This is a genomic window from Priestia sp. HNGD-A6 (assembly GCF_045784335.1).
Classification (GTDB): domain Bacteria; phylum Bacillota; class Bacilli; order Bacillales; family Bacillaceae_H; genus Priestia; species Priestia zanthoxyli.
In genome coordinates this window covers 3621558-3641048 of record NZ_CP138621.1, presented here as the reverse complement: position 1 = coordinate 3641048, position 19491 = coordinate 3621558, and the positions used below count along the sequence as shown (strand labels likewise).

Sequence of the window (19491 nt, the reverse complement as noted above, 5' to 3'; positions counted from 1 at the left end):
TTTTCCATATTTAAAACAAATCTATCACATCTTCATACAGGTTTCAACCACATATTTTGTTTAAGGTTTTGCAGGCTGGCGGTCTTTATCCTGCGGATGCACAATACTAGGTCGCGGATTCGCTCCAGGAACCGGTGTGCGGATGAGAATCTGCCACAAAGCCTGCGGATTAAATGGAAGAAACGGCCACAAATAAGGCGTATTTAATGATTTTAGTCGCGCCATGTAGAGAATGATACACGTTGTCGCAATAAGAAACCCTGGAGTATGAAAGGCCGCCACAAAAATTAACAGAAACAATCGCAGCATTTTATTTGCTACCGCTAACTCATAGCTTGGCGTCGCGAATGAACCAATTGCTGCAATAGCTACATACAAAATAACCTCCGGAACAAAAAGACCTACATCAATAGCAATTTGCCCAATAAGCGCAGCGGCAATCAAGCCCATCGCCGTGGCAAGCGGCGTCGGCGTATGAATGGCCGCCATCCTCAGAAATTCAATCCCAAAATCAGCTAGGAAAATTTGAACAACAGTTGGAATATTTGTTGCTTCGTTTGGTCCAATAAACTGCAATTTTGACGGCAGCAAGTCTGGCTCAAGTACAAATAACAGCCATAACGGTAATAAGAAAAGAGAAGCAAGAATTCCTAAAAACCGTATCCAGCGGATAAACGTACCGACAGAAGGAGCCTGCCTGTATTCTTCCGCATGCTGCACGTGATGAAACAGCGTAGTTGGCGTAATAATAACGCTTGGAGACGTATCGGTAATAATGATCACATGCCCTTCTAGCACATGAGCTGCTGCTGTGTCCGGTCGTTCTGTATAGCGTACCATTGGAAAAGGATTAATTCCTTGTTTGACTAAGAACTCTTCAATTGATTTGTCAGCCATCGGCAAACCATCTATATCAATTGCTTCCAGTTCATCTTTTATCAGTTTAACCAGCCCTGGATCAGCTACGCCATTTATGTACCCAATCGCTACGTCCAGTTTTGATCGTTCGCCTACCTTCATAATTTCAAAACGAAATCTTCCGTCACGAATTCGTCTTCTTGTTAACGCTGTATTGATAATGATGTTTTCAGTGTATCCATCTCTTGCTCCGCGAATCACTTTCTCTGTATCCGCTTCTTCAGGGGATCTGCCAGGATATGTACGCACATCGACTTCAAAGCCAACTTCTTCACCGTCAATTAAAACGAATAGCAGTCCTGATAAAACCGATACCATTCCATCATCCAGCGTCTTTAAAGGCTTGACTTGCTGATGAATAAGACGGTTTTCAACAATATCCTTTAACTTTGCCCGTTCAACTTCATTATCATTAATTTGAATGAGTACTTTTGCAATTTCAATAATAAATGAACTATCACACAGCCCCGTTACGTAGTAAATATGAACTTCTCGATCCAAAATAAGCAGTTTACGTACGCCCACATCAAAGCTTGTGTTCATACTAGCGTTTTCCTTGAACCACTGATCGTTTTTTTGCACTTTTGAAAAAATAGCTGTTTTCTTCTCTGCTAGCTTACCCAAACGAACCGCTCCTTTCTAAAATAAGCCTTGCTGCTTTTTCAGTAATAGGACATCCCAGTTTGACATCATCCATCCTAGCCATTTTGCCGATATCTCCTATTCCTACAACTAAGGGAATATCGAGCTGATCCAAGCAGTAAACTGTATCTCCATTAATTCGTCCGACTTCTAACTCTTGAATTCCGCTTTTATCCACGCCGTAATGCGATATTTCCCCAAAACGATCAATGGTCACATCCACTCTTGTCCATTCGCTTTGATGAGTTCGTGATGCAACGGCAATCACTCCAAGAACTTCTACTTGAGGATGCTTTGCTACATGCAGCAAAGCAATTTCCCCAGGTCCTTCCTCTAAGAAACCGCTATCGTCGAACATCACAAAGACAGGATCATATGGTGCTTGAAGAATTAAATCTACCGTTTGACTACCTGTTAACGTAGTAGGGTTTCCATATGACCTCGAAATGCACCTGCCACCAACCGATTTAGCTACATGCTCAATTGCTTTGCGCGCATATTCATCGCCATCGGTTACAATAATGATCCTTCTTTTTTTCATAATCTTTTATCCTTTCGGTTTAAAGATTAACGCGATAATAAAAGCAAATAAAATAGCTGCTGAAATTCCAGCGGAGGTAAGTTCAAAAATCCCAATCCCAATCCCGATAAATCCATGGTCATCTGCTTGCTTCATCGCTCCGTGCAGCAAGGAATGACCAAAGCTTGTAATTGGAACCGTCGCTCCGGCGCCAGCAAATTCAATCAACTTATCATAAAGACCAAATCCATCTAAAATCGCTCCTGCAACTACAAACGAACTCATAACATGCGCTGGAGTAAGTTTAGCAAGATCCAGCAGCAGCTGCCCAATAACGCAAATGATTCCTCCTACAGCAAAAGCTATTACATACTCCATTGATCATCCCCCTCCCCAATATGTTCTAAGACGACGCCATGAGCAATCGTTGGAATTGACTCTTTTTGCTGAATCATCGTTGGACTTAAAAGAGCTCCTGTTGCCACCATAAACACTTTCTTTAAGTTTCCCGATTTTAATTCATTTAAAATATGACCATACGTGACAATAGCCGAGCAGCCGCAGCCGCTTCCTCCTGCAAATACATTTTGGTCGGGGCGATATACCATTAATCCGCAATCATTATGATTGGTTGATATATCGTAGCCTTCGTCCTTGAGCAGCTGTTTTAAAATTGGACTGCCTACACCAGATAAATCTCCTGTTAAAATAAGATCATACTCGTTTGGAGCGACGTTTAAGTCTTCCAAATGCCTTTGAATGGTATCCGCAGCAGCTGGTGCCATAGCAGAACCCATATCGTTTGCGTTTTTAATCCCATAATCCATTACACGCCCAATCGTTGCAGACGTGAGACGCACAATACCTTTTTCTTTCGAGACCAGTGCTGCCCCTGCTCCCGTAATGGTTGCCGTTGCCGTATCTGGTTTTTGTCCTCCGTACTCGGTAGGATTTCGAAATTGGCGCTCAGCGGTTGCGTTATGACTGCTCGCTGATGCAATAACACGATTAGCAAATCCCGCATCCACAAGAGCTGCCCCTGTTGCCAGCGTTTCCATTGATGTGGAGCAAGCGCCAAACATGCATAGAAATGGAATTTGGTTATGCCTGGCTACAAAATTAGCCGTTACGTTTTGATTTAATAAATCTCCAGCCAAAAACAAATCAATGTCTTCATAGGATAAATTTATTTTTTGCAAGCAGGAGTCAATGGACTCCGTCATCAGTCTTCTTTCAGCTAACTCCCAGTTGTCTTCTTCACAGTGCAAATCTTTATGTGTAATATCAAATGTTTCTCCCAACGGTCCATCTGCTTCTTTTGGCCCTACTGCTGTTCCTGTAGCATTAATGTAAATAGGATTTTCATAAACCCACGTTTGCTTTCCAGTTTTTCTCATAATCCCCCTCTTTTCATAGCAAATAAGTTTTAAAAAGGTAGCGAATGATTCCTACAACGTAAGCCGAAACCGTCCCAAATACAATGACGTTTCCAGCCAGCTTGAACATGTTGGTCGCAACGCCGAGAACAATTCCTTCACTTCGATGTTCAAGCGCTGCACTCGTCATGGAATTGGCAAAACCCGTAACAGGAACGGCTGAACCTGCACCTGCGAACTGACCAATACGATCATATATCCCAAACCCGGTTAAGAGCGCAGATATTAAAATAAGGGTTGCGACGGTAGGATTACCTGCATTTTTTTCATTAAAGTCAAAAAATGCAATATAGAAATTTTGAATTGCCTGTCCTAATGTACAAATGATCCCCCCTACCAAAAAGGCCTTTAGGCAATTTGCCACATATGAAGGTTTAGGCTGAAATGGTTTAATGCTTTCTTGATAGTTATCTTTTAATTTTTGATTATTTGCCATGTTACATACATCCTTTTCTTATTGATTAACAAAATAAATCCAATGAAATAATGACCCGCATACTTTGCCTAGTACAATGGCCATTAACAATAAAATAAGCTTGCCTTCCATTCCTATTCGTTTCGTTAACGTCGGCAATACATTAAGCACTTCTGTTAAAGCCGCTGCCAGCATCCCAATAAAAATACCGCTCGTTAGACCTATGATCATAATAAGCACCGCAGGAAACTGCCACGTGTATTGATGAAGACTGCACCAACCGCCTGTAACGGCACCACCTACGACTCCCCACTCATATGCTTGAATGTATTTCATGGTTTTGGTCAGCTGCATCAAACGCGGAATAATGCCCAGCACCGTTAAAAATGCTACAAACCCAGCACCTGCAGCCAATCCTCCCGCAAGTCCAATTACAATGGTCATCACAATGTTAATGATCATCAATTTTTTTCATACTTTCTTTATTCTCGTGCATAATGACGTATTGATCTAAGTCTTGCTGGTAATTAAACATTTCGACTTCGAGAGGACTAGGCTCTTCATTAATTCGTTTTCTAAAGACGTGGTTAAAAAACAGAATCATTCCCAACCCTAAACCGATAGAGTAAGGCACTTGAATCAGCAAAGGCTGCTTATCTCTCAGACCGGTCAGCATATAGAACAATTTTTGATGTACTTGTCTCATACTCACATCTTCGTGAAAGTTCATAATTGCTAAAGCAGCTCCGATGAAGAGAAGAAACCAAACAGCTAGAAAAAACAAAAAGGAATATTGTCTCTTTTTATACACGACCTCTACAATTGTTTGAGCGGGTCCAATCGTCTGAATGTCTAAGTGCGGATACTGAGAGGCAACTTTTTCAATTACCTTCATTAAATCAACAATGATAATATTTCGATCACTCATACTTACTTGATAGACAATTAGCTTTTCAATTTGTTTTTGAACAGAATCTCCTGCTATAACCATTGCTAATTGTCCAATATTTACAGCTTCATCAGGTTTTACTTGAATACGATGCCTCATTTTAAGATAAAGAACGTTTTCCATTCATATCACACCTTACGATTCATTATCTCCCTGTACGTGTAGTATGGATTTTCTTAAATTTTCTAATTCACGTTTCTGAACAGACCATTAATTACCAAATAAAAAAAGCAATTCGTTTCACTATTCTTCTTTGAATAGCAAAACGGATTGCTTCTTAAGTATTACGTATCATTCATATGCAGCTTCATTTGTTTTAAGATTTTCTTCTCAAGCCTCGATACCTGAACCTGAGAAATTCCCAGCCTTGCGGCCACTTCGGACTGAGTTTGATCTTTGTAATACCTCAAATAGACAATGAGCTTTTCACGCTCATCAAGTTCTTCAATTGCTTCTTTTAAAGCAATTTTATCAAACCACTTCGCTTCCGTATGATCAGCAATTTGGTCAAGAAGGGTAATTGGATCTCCATCATTTTCATAGACGGTCTCGTGAATAGACGAAGGAGCACGATTAGCTTCTTGAGCTAGCACTACTTCTTCAGGAGTGAGATCCAAATGTTCTGCAACCTCAGCGACTGTAGGGACGCGTCCAAGCAATTTGGAAAGCTCGTCTTTTGCTTTACGTATTTTATTGCTCATTTCTTTCAGAGAACGACTAACCTTTACCGTGCCATCATCACGAATAAACCGCTGAATTTCACCAATAATCATTGGAACAGCATATGTTGAAAATTTAACATCATACGATAGGTCAAATTTATCAACGGACTTTAATAGTCCTATACATCCAATTTGAAATAAATCATCGGGCTCATAACCACGGTTAATAAAACGTTGAACAACCGACCAAACGAGCCGCATATTTTTTTGGACGATTGTATCTCGTGCAATTTGATCACCTTGCTGACTGCGCTTGATGAGGTCTTTAACTTCATGATCCTTTAAATACGGTTCGTTTTTATTTTTTTTGACCTCCACATCCATTGGCAAGTCTCCTTAATTACATAGCGCTTTACTATTTGTTAAGTGCTTTTTTAAATATAAGGTCGTACCTTCTAATACAGTAGACTCTACTCGAATTTCGTCCATAAAGTTTTCCATTATGGTGAAACCCATTCCAGAGCGTTCTAGATCTGGTTTCGTTGTGTATAAAGGCTGCTTTGCTTCATCCACGTTATCGATACCAATTCCTTCATCACGAATCATCAGCTCCACTACACCGTCTTCATGAAGCGTCACAGAAATATATACCACACCATCCGGATTGCTTTCGTAGCCGTGAATAATAGCATTTGTTACTGCTTCAGATACGACTGTTTTAATTTCTGTTAACTCATCCATTGTTGGATCTAACTGTGTAATAAATGATGCTACCGTGACGCGGGCAAACGATTCATTTTGACTAAGCGCGGAAAATTGGAGGTTCATTTGATTTTTCATTATGCCACCCCCAATTTTTGAAGCGCGTTTTCTTCATTAGGTTCAAAACGAATAATTTTAAATAAGCCTGACATATTAAACAAACGTTCTACAGCAGGAGAAATAGCGCATACAACCATTTCCCCACCGTTATTATGAACTTGTTTGTATCTCCCTAAAATAACCCCCAAGCCAGAGCTGTCCATAAAGGTTAAATGCTGTAGATTTAAAATCAAATGGCTGATAGATTCCTTCTCTATCGCTTGGGTGATTTTGCTTCTTAGCTCTTCTGCCGTATGATGATCTAATTCTCCTGTTAATCGAACCAACAAGACATCTTGTTTGAATTCCAATTCAATTGAAAGACTCACTATACAAACCTCCTCGGAAATCTTATAGTCAATCTTTCGCTGCCAACAGAATAGAATCCTTCTCACCGACAAAACTAGTTCTATTTCGTCACATTTAGCTGTTTAAGATGTTTGAGAGAAAATAGAGAACGTACGTTTAAATAGCTTCCACCAAGAAGCAGCATCGATATCTTCTTTTGCAAGAAGCGGTGAAGAACTCATTACTTTGTTATCCTTCTTAATGGTCAACGTTCCAATTTTGTCGCCTTTTTGAATAGGCGCATTTAACTTCTCGTTCATTTTCACTTCTGTTTTAACATCTTTGGCTGCATTTCCTTTTTTCAATAAAACAGAAATAGGCTCTGACGTAACGGCTGTTACCTGATCTTCACTACCCTTGTTTACATCTATCTTGGCAATAACGTCTCCTTTTTTGTATAAAGGCTTCGTTGTATATTGACTGAATGCGTAGTCTAACATTTTGGTTACTTGATTATTGCGATCTTTTGGCGTGCTTGCACCGAATACAACCGCTAACACACGCATATTTCCCTTTTTAGCGGTAGCTGTTAGGCAATACTTAGCTTGACCTGTAAATCCCGTTTTGAGTCCATCAACCCCGGGATAAAACTTCACTAAGCGATTCGTATTTACTAACCAAAACTTCTTATCTGTATCCGTGCGTAAATAAGCTTCGTATTTACTTGTATAGTTAATAATTTTTTCATACTTTAGTAGCTCTCTGCCCATCATGGCCATATCATGAGCTGTACTATAGTGATTTTCTACAGGCAGGCCTGTCGGATTTTGAAATTTTGTATGAGTCAAACCAAGCTCTTTCGCTTTTTGGTTCATCTTTGCTACAAATTTTTCTTCTGATCCAGCTAAATATTCAGCCATTGCCATAGAAGCATCGTTACCAGAACCTATCGCAATCCCTTTTAGCAAATCATTTACCGTCATTTCTTCTCCGGGCTCTAAAAAGATTTGTGAGCCTCCCATTGAAGCGGCATATTCACTTGCTCGCACTTTATCTTTTAAGGTAATTTTCCCTTTATCCAAAGCCTCCATAATTAAAATCATTGTCATAATTTTAGTCATACTGGCAGGGGGAAGTTCTTGATTACTATTTTTTTCGTATAGAATTTTTCCTGTATCCCGTTCAATTAAAATAGCTGATCTAGCACTGTCAGCAAGCTCAGAACTCTTTTTTTCTGCGGCTAAAACAGGTTGCGTCATAAGTGGAAATAAAAATATGACAACGAGTAACTTTACAATAGTTCGCTTCATCTCCACAAACCTCCATTCTTTATACAACCTATTTTTTCCAAGGTATAATCGATTTATACTAAACGAAATAAAAAAAGCATCGAGAAATTCTCGATGCTTGAAGTCATATTTTCTTCTTATTTTTGATCAGCTGGAAGTTGCTTTACTACTTCTTTTACAAGCGATAAAAACTGCTGTTTTACTTTTTCAGTCGTTTCAATCACTTCTTCATGATTTAAAGGCTGATCTAAAATACCAGCTGCCATATTAGAAATACAAGAAATACCCAGTACTTTCATACCTGCATGGCGTGCTACAATAACTTCTGGTACTGTAGACATACCGACCGCGTCTCCCCCGATAATGCGAAGCATGCGTACTTCAGCAGGCGTTTCATATGTTGGACCTGTATTTCCTACATATACACCTTCTTGTAAGGCGATATTTAAATCAGCTCCTACTTTCTTCGCTAATTGACGAAGGTCCTTGCAGTAAGCAGTTGACATATCCGGGAATCTTACGCCAAAATCAGAGTCATTAGGTCCAATCAAAGGGTTCGTTCCAAAGTTATTAATATGATCAGAAATAATCATTAAGTCTCCTGGATTAAAGGATTCGTTTACTCCGCCTGCTGCATTCGTTACAATCAACGTTTCTACACCGATTTCTTTCATTACGCGCACTGGAAATGTTACTTTATCAAGGGCGTACCCTTCATAAAAGTGAAAACGTCCTTGCATAGCTACAACCGGTACGTCATGAATGGTGCCAATGACTAATTGACCAGCGTGACCTTCAACTGTTGAAACCGGGAACTCAGGAATGTCGTTGTACGGAATTTTTACCGCGCCTTCAATTTCGTCAGCTAATACCCCTAGTCCAGAACCTAAAATAAGACCAATGGTTGGTGTAACAGCTGATTGATTTTTAATATATGCTGCTGCTTTTTCGATATATTCTTTTTTCATACTCCATTCCCCCTGCTTAATTCAGCTCTTGTAAAAAACTTTTTCCATGCTTAGGCATTGCTACGCCAAAATTTTCTGCTACCGTTGCGCCAATATCCGCAAACGTTTGACGAATAGAAAGTTCTTTTCCTTCTTTCATGCCTTTATTGTACACAAGAAGCGGCACGTATTCACGCGTATGGTCTGTCCCATGATGAACAGGGTCATTTCCATGATCAGCTGTAATAATCAATAAATCATCTTCTTTTAATAAATCAAATACTTCTTCCAAGCGTGCATCATATTCTTCAAGCGCTTGCCCATATCCTTGTGGATCGCGGCGATGGCCATAGAGAGCATCAAAATCAACTAAATTTAAGAAGCTCAAGCCTGTGAAGTCCATGTTTAATGTATCAACTAGCTTATCCATGCCGTCCATATTCGACTTGGTACGAAGAGATTTTGTGACCCCTTCTCCGTCGTAAATATCAGAAATTTTACCAATAGCAATAACATCGATGTCATTGTCTTTTAATTCATTCATTACTGTACGTCCAAAAGGCTTTAATGCATAGTCATGACGATTGGATGTACGAGTGAAGTTACCTGGTTCACCTAAAAACGGGCGAGCGATAACACGTCCAATCATATATGGATCATCAAGCGTTAATTCACGAGCAATCTCACAAATTTTGTACAATTCATCAATTGGAACAATTTCTTCATGAGCAGCAATTTGCAAAACAGAATCCGCTGATGTATAGACGATTAAGTCACCTGTTTCCATATGCTGTTTTCCTAGCTCATCTAAAATTTCTGTACCAGATGCTGGTTTGTTCCCAATAATTTTACGACCTGTTTTTTCTTCTAATTGTGAAATCAGCTCTTCTGGAAATCCGTCTGGAAACACATTAAAAGGCGTATCAATATTAAGGCCCATAATTTCCCAATGACCTGTCATTGTATCTTTTCCGGCAGAAGCTTCCTGCATTTTTGTATAGTAAGCGAGCGGCTTTTCGGCTCTATCAATTCCTTTAATTTCACGGATATTGCTTAGACCAAGCTTAGCCATATTAGGCATATGAAGACCGTTGCAGTGTTCTGCAATATGACCAAACGTATCGGCACCTTTATCATTGTATTTTTCAGCATCCGGTGATTCACCGATACCTACTGAATCCATGACAACTAAAAATACGCGTTTATATGTATGCGCCATTTTATTCCCTCCAAATATCAATTTATTTATTCTCTATAAAATTCCCGTTTGGAAATAATTTAACCATCTTCTCTTATTGGTCAGAAGTCTGACCTCTCTATTAGTATAGACGCTTTTTATTTTTTTGTACACAGGAATGAAAGTGTTCTCAATCAAAAAAACCAATGTCTATGAACTTACTGGACATTGGGATCTTCCTACGCTCGCGGGTGAAACTGATTGTATACATCTTTTAAACGAGCTTTTGTGACATGTGTATAAATTTGAGTGGTCGAAATATCCGCATGCCCGAGCATTTCTTGAACAGCTCTCAAATCCGCGCCGTTCTCTAACAAATGAGTAGCAAACGAATGGCGTAACGTATGTGGAGTTAATTCTTTTTCAATTTTTGCTTCAGAAGCTAACTTTTTTAATATTTTCCAAAACCCCTGCCTTGTCAAGCGCCTTCCATGATGATTAACAAAAAGTGCTTTGTCCTGTTCCTTTTGCTTTGTTAAAATACTCCGGCCATGCTGTAAGTACTCTTCAATCGCCTCTGTTGCCAACCTTCCGATGGGGACAATTCTTTCTTTATTCCCTTTTCCGATACACCGAATAAATCCCATCGTCAAATGTGCATCATCAATATTTAAGTTAACGAGTTCAGATACACGAATTCCAGTAGCATAAAGCAATTCAAGCATCGCTTTGTCTCGTATGCCAAAAGGCGTCGAAGTATCAAACACATTCAACAGCGCCTCTACTTCCTCTGCATTTAGCACTTTTGGCAGCTTGCGCTCAAGCTGCGGAGTATCAATATGAACGGATGGATCTGTATCCGCTGCTTTTTCTCTTAGTAAGAATTGATGAAAAGATCTAGTTGAAGCCACATGTCTCGCAATCGTTTTAGATGACTTTTGCTGATCACTTAAATATTTCAGAAAATTAACGATGTGGAGTCTTGTTACTTCATTAAATGATTTCAGCTGCTCTACATGCTCTAAATATTGAGCATACTTTTTTAAATCTCGTTCATACGAATCAATCGTATTTTTCGCCAGTCCCCGCTCTACTACTAAATAATGAATAAAATCTTGAATTTGATCATTCAATAGCCTCTACTCCCCGTTTTGATAAAACATAAATAAACGCTCCAGCCACGTCTGATCTTTGTTCACACTTGCTTGCATGACTTTAACTGCTGAACCCGACGGCTCATCATAACGTTTATAATTTTGATACTCTTGAGATACCCATATCATTCCAAAATAAAACAAAAGAGTAAACCCGGTAAATAAGATAAATACTTTACATGTATTATATACCATTTCAGCCCATGATTTCATGAAACAATTCCTCCAATTTTTGATTCTATTAGAAGATATGCCAATTGGGACAGGTTTTATACATGTTTCTTGCCTTTATACGCTGAGTTCTCTCCTTGTCATTTCCTTCCTTTCTATAAAACCATATAGCTTGTAACCTCGTTATTTTTTCTATTTATGTACAACAAAAAACCTTCTCCATTATGGAAAAGGCTTTTACTGCTTGTCTTCTTTATCCTGACAGCGATGGCAAATGCCATGAAATGTCAAGCGGTGATCTTTAATTTTAAAATTCCATTGCTTTTCCACAATTTCTTCAACGTCTTCAAGCAAATCTTCTTGAATTTCGTCCACAGATCCACATTCCATACACACAAGGTGATGATGAAAGTGTGCGGCTCCTTCTTGTCTTAAATCGTAGCGAGAAACGCCATCGCCAAAGTTTATTTTATCAACAATTTTAAGTTCAGTTAACAATTCTAACGTACGATAAACAGTTGCCAATCCAATTTCCGGAGACTTTTCCTTGACGAGGAGATATACATCTTCGGCACTTAAATGATCCTCTTCATGTTCAAGAAGTACTCTTACAGTCGCCTCACGTTGAGGTGTCAATTTATAGCTAGCTGAGTGCAACTGCTGCTTAATTCGCTCAATTCGACTTTCCATAATTATTCCCTCCCTCGCCATTCACTAATCCATTATATCAGATGTGTCGAGGGTGTCAAAATAAAGTTATTCTTAATAAGAAAAAAGAATTCTTTTTATTTAATACTTATTCTTACTTATTTAATAGAGCCATTACACTTTTCATTAAAGTAGGTGATACATAAGCTTCAACTGTAGCTGCACAGGCAACCAAACATATCATTGCAATCATCGTGCCGCTATAGCGTAAAAAGGATGCAGAAATAGGCTCCGCTGCTTTTTTAAAAAACTGCTGCCGCACGAGCTTCAAAGAAAAGGCAACTGAAGCTGCAGACAGAATCAGAAATGCCGGTATGAGAAAGATATTTTGCGGCATAACAGATACAAAAGATAGCGCAAACCCAGAGAGTCCCATTTGATTGACTAAAAAGCCTACGGTAAAACCAATCACCATTCCTTTTAAAAACAGCAGAATTAACACTACAGGCAAACCAATAATAGCAATTCCTAGTATCCAAATGAGCCCTAAGTATTTAACATTGTGAAAAAAACTTTGCTGAAACATTTCAACGCTGCTTGCTACTTCCCCACTCTTTACCTGTCCGAAAAACCGGTTTAAATAGAAGTACAGGTCTTCTTTTTGATCAAGCGTCAAACTATTTACAACAATAGCCCCAAAAATGATTCCCATTAAAAACAGCACGGTTACAAATAAATAAATAGAACTGTTTTCTTGAAAATGTCTTGCATACGATAATGGCAATTGTTTTTTTCTCATCGTCTTCCTCCTATTAATCGCTTAATAGAGTGTATGATAGAGTACAAAAACTATGCCAAGAATCTTTTAAATCTATCACATAAAAAAGAGATTAAGACATAATGAAATTAATCTAATCTAAATAAGAACAAATGAGATAGTATGGATAGCTTGTGACACCGCTGTTGATTTTCATGCAAGGCTTCGCTTTCCGCGGGCGGCCGGTGAGCCTCCTCGTCGCGTACGCTCCTGCGGGGTTTCACCTATTCCGCTTTTCCCGCAGGAGTCTTCGCCTTGACCTCCAATCAACCGCTAGAACCAACTACATAAATGAAAGCTACGTTCACCATCAACTTAAAAAAATCCGAACGAATTTGATTCTAAATCAAGAATCTCTATTTATCGTTCGGATTTTTCTTCAACTAATATATGGTTGTCACACATTTTTTAACCTAGAGATACGCGCATGCCTGTTTTTTCTCACATCAAATGACGTTTCAATGTAAACCTCTAAATTGCTAGATTGCCGTACGTATGTAAAAGAAAAAACTCTCTTACTCTCCTAATCCGCTTTTTAACTGTAAGTACTGCACAGCATATGCTGTTTTTGCATCGTAAATTTCTTTGTTTTGAATAAGAGTAAGGGCCTCATCTACAGTAACTTCCATCACTTCAACAAATTCATCTTCGTCCAATTCCGCTTTGGTGGTCATCACTTTTAAATCTTCTGCTAAATAAACGTGAACCAACTCATCTGCAAAACCTGGCGATGTGTAAAAAGAAATAATATGGCTAAGGGAATCTGTTGTATAGCCCGTTTCTTCTTCTAACTCACGTTTTGCCGTTACAATCGGCTCTTCTCCTTTTTCCAGCTTGCCGGCTGGAATTTCCACTAAAATACGATCCATCGGTCTGCGATACTGTTTGACCATAACCATTTTATGATCGCTTGTTAACGCAATGACAGCGACAGCTCCAGGATGCTTAACTACTTCTCTTGTACTCGTTTTTCCGTTCGGAAGCTCTACTTCTTCTAAGTACAAATCAATCACTCTGCCTCCAAACAGCTTTTCAGAAGACCGCATTTTTTCTGTTAAATGATCCATTTTCTCCACCTCGTTCTATTTTTTTGACTCTTACATATATTCTATCATACGAATCTTGGGAGGTAGAAAAAATGAAAGTTTATGTTCACGAGAAGCAAATCATTTTAGTCGGTAAAGCATGGGAAATTAAGCAAAAGTTAAAAGAATACAGCGAACAATTTCAGTATGTTGATGAGTGGACGAACGCTATCTCTCAAAATTTTAATTCTTACAAACAACAAGCAGACTGCAGACACTAATTGTGCTGCAGTTTTTTAATCTTCTTATTTGAGTTTCTCTCTATCATAGCGCTACAATAGATAGAAACAAGTAAAAAATAAGGAGTGGCATATATGGAAAAAAGACGCTTAGGTACTTCAGATTTGCTGGTCAGTACATTAGGTTTAGGATGCATGTCTCTTGGCACGGAACAGAAACACGCTGTCAATATGATTGATGAAGCTCTGGAATATGGCATTAATTATTTTGATACAGCAGATTTATATGACTTTGGCTTAAACGAGGAGTTTGTGGGACAAGCTTTAAAAAACCGCAGACATGATATTGTTTTAGCCACAAAAGTAGGAAATCGCTGGAATGATGCAAAAGACAGCTGGACGTGGGATCCGTCTAAAGCTTACATAAAAGATGAAGTAAAAGAAAGCCTGCGCCGGCTTCAAACGGATTACATCGATTTATATCAACTGCACGGAGGGACTGTTGAAGACAATATTGAAGAAACGATTGAAGCATTTGAAGAATTAAAACAAGAAGGCGTCATTCGCTACTATGGTATTTCATCTATCCGCCCGAATGTGATTCGAGAGTATGTGCAAAACTCTTCTATTGTCAGTGTCATGATGCAATACAGCTTGTTAGACAGACGTCCTGAAGAAAGTGCACTTCCCCTTTTGCACGATAACGGCATTAGCGTTGTAGCCAGAGGTCCAGTAGCCAAAGGGCTGCTAACCGAAAACGGAGAGCAAAAGCTTGCTGCATTCGAAGGTAAGGGATACTTAGACTATAGCGGTACGGAATTATCAAAAACGATTGAAGCATTTCGTCACGTACGACCAAATCACTCTCTGAATTCAACTGCACTTCAATACTGTTTAGCTAATCCTGCGGTAGCCTCAGTTGTAGCAGGAGCAAGCTCTTCTTCACAGCTTCGTGAAAACGTAAAGGCTGTCGAGACCTCCCCGCTACAGCCTACTGAAGTGAGCAAGCTGCACTCGATTTTTAAAGCAAATCAATATGAAGCTCATCGTTAAAAAATAAAAGCGCCTTTATCGGCGCTTTTATTTTTTAAACTCGGACCAGTTCATATCACTTTCATTTAACAGTTCTTCAAACGATTTATTTTTTTCTTTTTCTTTTCGAATTCGAGCAGCTTCTTTACGTTCTGTTTCTTTCTGCTCTTCTTCTTTTAAAGAAAGCGCCTGTTTTTTAGCCTGAAGCTGTTTTAATAAGCTATCATTTAGCTGATCTTTGATACTGAGCTGATCATTTTGTTTTTGTGCTGATTGTTTTTGCTTTTTTTTAGCCATCACAATTCCCCCGCTACTTTAATTGAGAGATATTGTATCATATTCTTGCTTTTGTTACCAAAAATCAAAATGCATCTAGTTTTACATGTTCATCAATGATTAAAGTTGGCTCTGTAGACTGTTGAATATCTTCTACCGTATAGCCTTTCGCTACTTCGACAAGTTTTAGGCCTTCTGCCGTAATGTCAATTACCGCTCGATCTGTAATAATACGATCTACTACCCCTTTTCCTGTCAGAGGGAGGGTGCACTCATTTAAGATTTTAGGTTGGTCTTTTCTCGTCACATGTTCCATAATAACAATGATGCGCTGCGCTCCATGAACTAAATCCATTGCACCGCCCATTCCTTTAATCATTTTTCCAGGAATCATCCAGTTAGCTAAGTCACCAGTTTTTGAGACTTCCATGCCTCCTAAAATCGCAATATTAATATGCCCTCCGCGAATCATGCCAAACGATTCAGCACTGTCGAAGTAAGAAGCCCCTTTTGTCGCCGTTACGGTTTCTTTACCTGCATTAATTAAATCAGGATCTACTTCTCCTTCTTTCGGATATGGTCCAATGCCTAACAGACCGTTTTCGGACTGAAGCACAACCGTTTTATTATCTGAGATATGATTAGCCACAAGCGTTGGAATACCAATTCCAAGGTTTACATAAAATCCGTCCAAAATTTCTTTTTCAGCACGTTTTGCAATTCGCTCTCTCACGTTCACGCCGTTTTCAATCATGAAAAATCTCTCCCCTTTTGTTATTTTTGAACGGTTAAACGCTCAATACGTTTTTCTTGTTCACCAATAATTAACGATTGAACATATACACTAGGTGTGTGGATAATATTTGGATCAAGTGAACCTGTTGGATGAAGTTCCTCTACTTCTGCTATCGTCACTTTTCCTGCTGCTGCAATCATTGGGCTGAAATTGCGCGCTGTCTTGTTATACACTAAATTCCCCATATGATCGGCTTTCCAAGCTCTAACCAAACTAAAATCAGCTTTTAACGCCTCTTCTAGTAAATATTCTTTCCCATCAAACACACGAACTTCTTTTCCTTCAGCAATGGGTGTTCCCACTCCCGCTGGTGTATAAAATGCAGGTATGCCCGCTCCGCCGGCGCGAATCTTTTCAGCTAGCGTGCCTTGAGGTAGCAATTCTACTTCAATTTCTCCTGACAATACTTGTCTTTCAAACTCTTTATTTTCTCCCACGTAAGAGCCAATCATCTTTTTAATTTGTTTGTTTTTCAGAAGCAGTCCAAGTCCCCAGTCGTCTACGCCGCAGTTATTTGAGATTACGGTTAAATCTTTTACCCCCGTTTCAACTAACGCTAAAATCAAATTCTCCGGAATTCCACATAAACCAAAACCACCGACCATCATCGTAGCACCGTCGTGAATATCTTTCACCGCTTCTTTAAACGACGTATGTACTTGTTTCATACATAACCACCCCTTCGTTATTTTTGAAAACGCTTTCTAATCTATTATAAAAGATTTTTATTTCTTTTTAAATATATATATAACTAAAAATTATAATTTAATCATTTTTTTGTCAAAAAAGTTATATTAGTAGACAAAATTCAAAGAAAAACAAAAACGCCACGAGTTCCAAAGCAGTATGTTTGGAATCTGTGGCGTTGTGATATAGCTTTAATGTTTGTTAAAGCTATATCAAAAATTAAGGACGTTCAACGATTGTTGCAACACCTTGGCCTCCGCCAATACATAACGTTGCTAAACCAAGTTTTGCGTCGCGTTTTTGCATTTCATGAATAAGTGAAACCAGGACACGTGTACCACTTGCACCAATAGGATGTCCAAGCGCAATTGCTCCACCGTTTACATTTAAAATATCATGGTTAAATTGAAGTTCACGATCCACAGCGATTGACTGTGCAGCGAATGCTTCGTTTGCTTCTACTAGTTGAACGTCTTCTAATGAAACAGCAGCTCTTTCAAGCGCCTTTTTCACTGCGCTTACAGGACCGATTCCCATAATGCTTGGGTCTACTCCAGCAGTTGCATTAGCTTTAATAGACACTAATGGTGTTAGGCCTAACTCGTCTGCTTTTTTACGGCTCATTACCACTACTGCAGCTGCACCGTCATTGATACCAGATGCATTACCAGCTGTTACTGAACCGTCTTTTTTGAAAGCTGGACGTAGCTTTCCTAGACTTTCAGCCGTTGTGCCTGCGCGTGGGAACTCATCTTGTTCAAAAATTGTTACTTGGCCTTTTCTTCCAGGCACTTCTACTGGCACAATTTCATCTGCGAAACGGCCAGATTGAATAGCTGCTTCTGCTTTTTGCTGACTTGAAGCTGCAAATGCATCTTGTTCGTCGCGAGTAATTTCATATTTATCACACAGGTTTTCAGCTGTAACGCCCATATGGTAGTCGTTAAATGCACACCATAATCCATCTTGGATCATGCTGTCGACTACTTTTTGATCGCCCATTTTAAACCCGTTGCGTGCATTTTTTAATAGGTATGGTGCTTGGCTCATGTTTTCCATTCCACCAGCAACAATCACATCAGCATCCCCAGCAAGAATCGCCTGTGTAGCGAGATGTACTGCTTTTAGTCCTGATCCGCATACTTTATTGATGGTTAATGCTGAAACAGTTTCAGGTAACCCTGCTGCTAAAGTTGCTTGTCGTGCTGGATTTTGTCCTAAACCTGCTTGTAAGACATTTCCCATAATAACTTCATCTACTTCGTTTGCTGATACCCCTGCTTTGTTTAAAGCTTCTTTGATTACAGTACCACCTAAAGTTGTTGCGGATACATTTTGTAAGCTTCCCCCAAAGCTGCCGATTGCTGTACGTACAGCGCTTACAATGACTACTTCTGTTTGACCCATGTCGAAAACCTCTCCTTACTGTTTGATTACTGTGATTAACTGTCACTTGTATTAATTTCGACATCGCTTGCGAAATTCCTCTTTTTTTGTAAAAATTTATAATTTTTATTGAATTTTAATTTTTTAGAATTAAAATAAATATTAGTAAGCGTTTACATTGTGGGAGGAGAGCGGTTTATGGGATTTCCTGAAAAAGTAACAATTATAGAAGTTGGTCCACGAGATGGACTTCAAAATGAAAAAAATTTTGTTCCAACTGATAAAAAAATTAATTTTATCAAAAAATTAAAAGAAGCTGGACTATCTGAAATCGAAATTACATCCTTTGTTTCTCCAAAATGGGTTCCTCAAATGAAAGATGCTTCTACTATTGCACCTATATTCCAGCCTGATACATGCCGAAACATTGTACTGGTGCCGAATCAAAAAGGCTTGGAAAAGGCACTGCAAGCTGATTGCCGCTCGGTTGCGCTTTTTATTGGCGTAAGCGATACTTTTAATCAAAAAAATATTAACAAAAACACCGAAGAAGCTGTTCAAACGCTGCTTCCTCTCATTCAGCAGCTTAAGCAGCAAGAATGTTTTATTCGCACCTGCATTTCCACCGCCTTTTATTGCCCATATGAAGGAAAAATAAATGAACGTGACGTGCTGAGCCTTTGCGAAAGCTTTGTGGAAGCTGGAGTAGATGAGCTAAGCGTTGCCGATACAATTGGCATGGCAAATCCTAAAGATGTATTTTCACTTTTCTCGAAATTAAAACAAAGTTTTTCCCACACGCTACTTGCTGCGCACTTTCACGATACGAGAGGATTGGCTATTGCAAATATCTATGCAGCTCTGCAAGCCGGTATTAACAGGTTCGATTCATCCGCTGGCGGGCTAGGAGGATGTCCATTTGCTAAGGGAGCAACGGGAAACGTAGCTACCGAAGATCTTGTCTTTATGCTTCATGAAATGGGTATTTCCACTTCTATTAATGAAGAAAAGCTGCTCGAAGCGGTCGATTTTATCGCTCCTTACATTTCAAGACCGATTGAAAGCAAGCAATACTCTTTATTTGCACAGCGTTAAAAATTAGGTTTTTATGAGAGCGATGCTATAATAACTAATAGCTATATTAACAAAAGGAGCC

25 protein-coding genes are annotated in these 19491 nt (G+C 39.2%); 3 read left to right on the top strand and 22 right to left on the bottom strand.

The features are described from left to right. Window positions 1-60: 60 nt before the first annotated feature. From SCI76_RS18620 to SCI76_RS18535, 18 genes are all read right to left on the bottom strand, one after another. Window positions 61-1542, bottom strand: coding sequence for a spore germination protein (locus SCI76_RS18620; RefSeq protein ID WP_028411543.1), 1482 nt, complete (start codon window positions 1540-1542; stop codon window positions 61-63). Continuing rightward, the gene (locus tag SCI76_RS18615) at window positions 1535-2101 is read right to left on the bottom strand and encodes a stage V sporulation protein AE (protein WP_014458304.1); all 567 of its coding nucleotides are present in this window, start codon (window positions 2099-2101) and stop codon (window positions 1535-1537) included. Before SCI76_RS18615 ends, SCI76_RS18620 begins: the two co-directional genes overlap by 8 nt. A gap of 6 nt (window positions 2102-2107) precedes the next feature. Beyond that, window positions 2108-2458 carry a stage V sporulation protein AE gene (gene spoVAE, locus SCI76_RS18610; protein WP_013059069.1) on the bottom strand — a complete coding sequence of 117 codons (351 nt, stop codon included), beginning with the start codon at window positions 2456-2458 and terminating at the stop codon, window positions 2108-2110. Beyond that, on the bottom strand, window positions 2446-3477 hold the full coding sequence (spoVAD, locus tag SCI76_RS18605) for a stage V sporulation protein AD (protein WP_048019792.1): 1032 nt from the start codon (window positions 3475-3477) through the stop codon (window positions 2446-2448). Before spoVAD ends, spoVAE begins: the two co-directional genes overlap by 13 nt. Before the next feature lie 13 nt (window positions 3478-3490). Continuing rightward, window positions 3491-3952 (bottom strand): stage V sporulation protein AC, encoded by a 462-nt coding sequence (spoVAC, locus tag SCI76_RS18600; protein ID WP_028411545.1) that lies wholly within the window; start codon window positions 3950-3952, stop codon window positions 3491-3493. A gap of 18 nt (window positions 3953-3970) precedes the next feature. Next, a complete protein-coding gene (locus tag SCI76_RS18595) occupies window positions 3971-4393 on the bottom strand; it encodes a stage V sporulation protein AB (protein WP_014458301.1) in 423 nt (140 codons plus the stop codon). Continuing rightward, window positions 4383-5003: a stage V sporulation protein AA gene (locus tag SCI76_RS18590; protein WP_028411546.1), complete on the bottom strand. Its 621-nt coding sequence runs from the start codon at window positions 5001-5003 to the stop codon at window positions 4383-4385. Before SCI76_RS18590 ends, SCI76_RS18595 begins: the two co-directional genes overlap by 11 nt. A gap of 161 nt (window positions 5004-5164) precedes the next feature. Beyond that, window positions 5165-5926 carry an RNA polymerase sporulation sigma factor SigF gene (gene sigF, locus SCI76_RS18585; protein ID WP_013059074.1) on the bottom strand — a complete coding sequence of 254 codons (762 nt, stop codon included), beginning with the start codon at window positions 5924-5926 and terminating at the stop codon, window positions 5165-5167. Window positions 5927-5938: 12 nt separating this feature from the next. Beyond that, window positions 5939-6382: an anti-sigma F factor gene (spoIIAB, locus tag SCI76_RS18580; RefSeq protein ID WP_013084935.1), complete on the bottom strand. Its 444-nt coding sequence runs from the start codon at window positions 6380-6382 to the stop codon at window positions 5939-5941. Then, window positions 6382-6732, bottom strand: coding sequence for an anti-sigma F factor antagonist (spoIIAA, locus tag SCI76_RS18575; RefSeq protein ID WP_014458299.1), 351 nt, complete (start codon window positions 6730-6732; stop codon window positions 6382-6384). The genes spoIIAB and spoIIAA overlap by 1 nt, the downstream gene beginning before the upstream one ends. Window positions 6733-6834: 102 nt before the next feature. Beyond that, window positions 6835-8001, bottom strand: a complete 1167-nt coding sequence (locus SCI76_RS18570; RefSeq protein ID WP_033579732.1) for a D-alanyl-D-alanine carboxypeptidase family protein — start codon at window positions 7999-8001, stop codon at window positions 6835-6837. Between the two features lie 116 nt (window positions 8002-8117). After that, window positions 8118-8948: a purine-nucleoside phosphorylase gene (locus SCI76_RS18565; protein ID WP_028411548.1), complete on the bottom strand. Its 831-nt coding sequence runs from the start codon at window positions 8946-8948 to the stop codon at window positions 8118-8120. 16 nt (window positions 8949-8964) lie between these two features. Next, the gene (gene deoB, locus SCI76_RS18560; RefSeq protein WP_048019791.1) at window positions 8965-10146 is read right to left on the bottom strand and encodes a phosphopentomutase; all 1182 of its coding nucleotides are present in this window, start codon (window positions 10144-10146) and stop codon (window positions 8965-8967) included. 197 nt (window positions 10147-10343) lie between these two features. Continuing rightward, window positions 10344-11237 carry a site-specific tyrosine recombinase XerD gene (gene xerD / locus SCI76_RS18555; RefSeq protein ID WP_028411550.1) on the bottom strand — a complete coding sequence of 298 codons (894 nt, stop codon included), beginning with the start codon at window positions 11235-11237 and terminating at the stop codon, window positions 10344-10346. A 6-nt stretch (window positions 11238-11243) separates the two neighbouring features. Beyond that, a complete protein-coding gene (locus SCI76_RS18550) occupies window positions 11244-11471 on the bottom strand; it encodes a YqzK family protein (RefSeq protein ID WP_013059081.1) in 228 nt (75 codons plus the stop codon). 195 nt (window positions 11472-11666) lie between these two features. Next, a complete protein-coding gene (locus SCI76_RS18545) occupies window positions 11667-12119 on the bottom strand; it encodes a Fur family transcriptional regulator (RefSeq protein ID WP_013059082.1) in 453 nt (150 codons plus the stop codon). 112 nt (window positions 12120-12231) lie between these two features. After that, the gene (gene spoIIM / locus SCI76_RS18540) at window positions 12232-12876 is read right to left on the bottom strand and encodes a stage II sporulation protein M (RefSeq protein ID WP_025750451.1); all 645 of its coding nucleotides are present in this window, start codon (window positions 12874-12876) and stop codon (window positions 12232-12234) included. 533 nt (window positions 12877-13409) lie between these two features. Beyond that, window positions 13410-13961: an NUDIX hydrolase gene (locus SCI76_RS18535; protein ID WP_028411551.1), complete on the bottom strand. Its 552-nt coding sequence runs from the start codon at window positions 13959-13961 to the stop codon at window positions 13410-13412. 71 nt (window positions 13962-14032) lie between these two features. Here SCI76_RS18535 and mciZ point away from each other — a divergent pair, with 71 nt between their 5' ends. Both mciZ and SCI76_RS18525 read left to right on the top strand, forming a co-directional pair. Further along, window positions 14033-14200: a Z-ring formation inhibitor MciZ gene (gene mciZ, locus SCI76_RS18530; protein ID WP_063248544.1), complete on the top strand. Its 168-nt coding sequence runs from the start codon at window positions 14033-14035 to the stop codon at window positions 14198-14200. Window positions 14201-14293: 93 nt separating this feature from the next. After that, the gene (locus SCI76_RS18525; protein ID WP_048019790.1) at window positions 14294-15211 is read left to right on the top strand and encodes an aldo/keto reductase; all 918 of its coding nucleotides are present in this window, start codon (window positions 14294-14296) and stop codon (window positions 15209-15211) included. A 27-nt stretch (window positions 15212-15238) separates the two neighbouring features. Here SCI76_RS18525 and SCI76_RS18520 read toward each other — a convergent pair whose 3' ends face one another. The 4 genes from SCI76_RS18520 to SCI76_RS18505 all read right to left on the bottom strand — a co-directional run bounded on the left by SCI76_RS18520 (window position 15239) and on the right by SCI76_RS18505 (window position 18356). Continuing rightward, the gene (locus SCI76_RS18520; protein ID WP_033579729.1) at window positions 15239-15487 is read right to left on the bottom strand and encodes a YqkE family protein; all 249 of its coding nucleotides are present in this window, start codon (window positions 15485-15487) and stop codon (window positions 15239-15241) included. A gap of 64 nt (window positions 15488-15551) precedes the next feature. Further along, a complete protein-coding gene (locus tag SCI76_RS18515; protein ID WP_028411554.1) occupies window positions 15552-16220 on the bottom strand; it encodes a CoA transferase subunit B in 669 nt (222 codons plus the stop codon). A gap of 20 nt (window positions 16221-16240) precedes the next feature. Next, complete coding sequence (locus SCI76_RS18510; RefSeq protein ID WP_028411555.1) at window positions 16241-16930, bottom strand: CoA transferase subunit A; 690 nt, start codon at window positions 16928-16930, stop codon at window positions 16241-16243. A gap of 238 nt (window positions 16931-17168) precedes the next feature. Continuing rightward, window positions 17169-18356 (bottom strand): acetyl-CoA C-acetyltransferase, encoded by a 1188-nt coding sequence (locus SCI76_RS18505; protein WP_028411556.1) that lies wholly within the window; start codon window positions 18354-18356, stop codon window positions 17169-17171. Between the two features lie 177 nt (window positions 18357-18533). Here SCI76_RS18505 and SCI76_RS18500 point away from each other — a divergent pair, with 177 nt between their 5' ends. Continuing rightward, window positions 18534-19430, top strand: coding sequence for a hydroxymethylglutaryl-CoA lyase (locus tag SCI76_RS18500; RefSeq protein WP_028411557.1), 897 nt, complete (start codon window positions 18534-18536; stop codon window positions 19428-19430). Window positions 19431-19491: the final 61 nt, after the last annotated feature.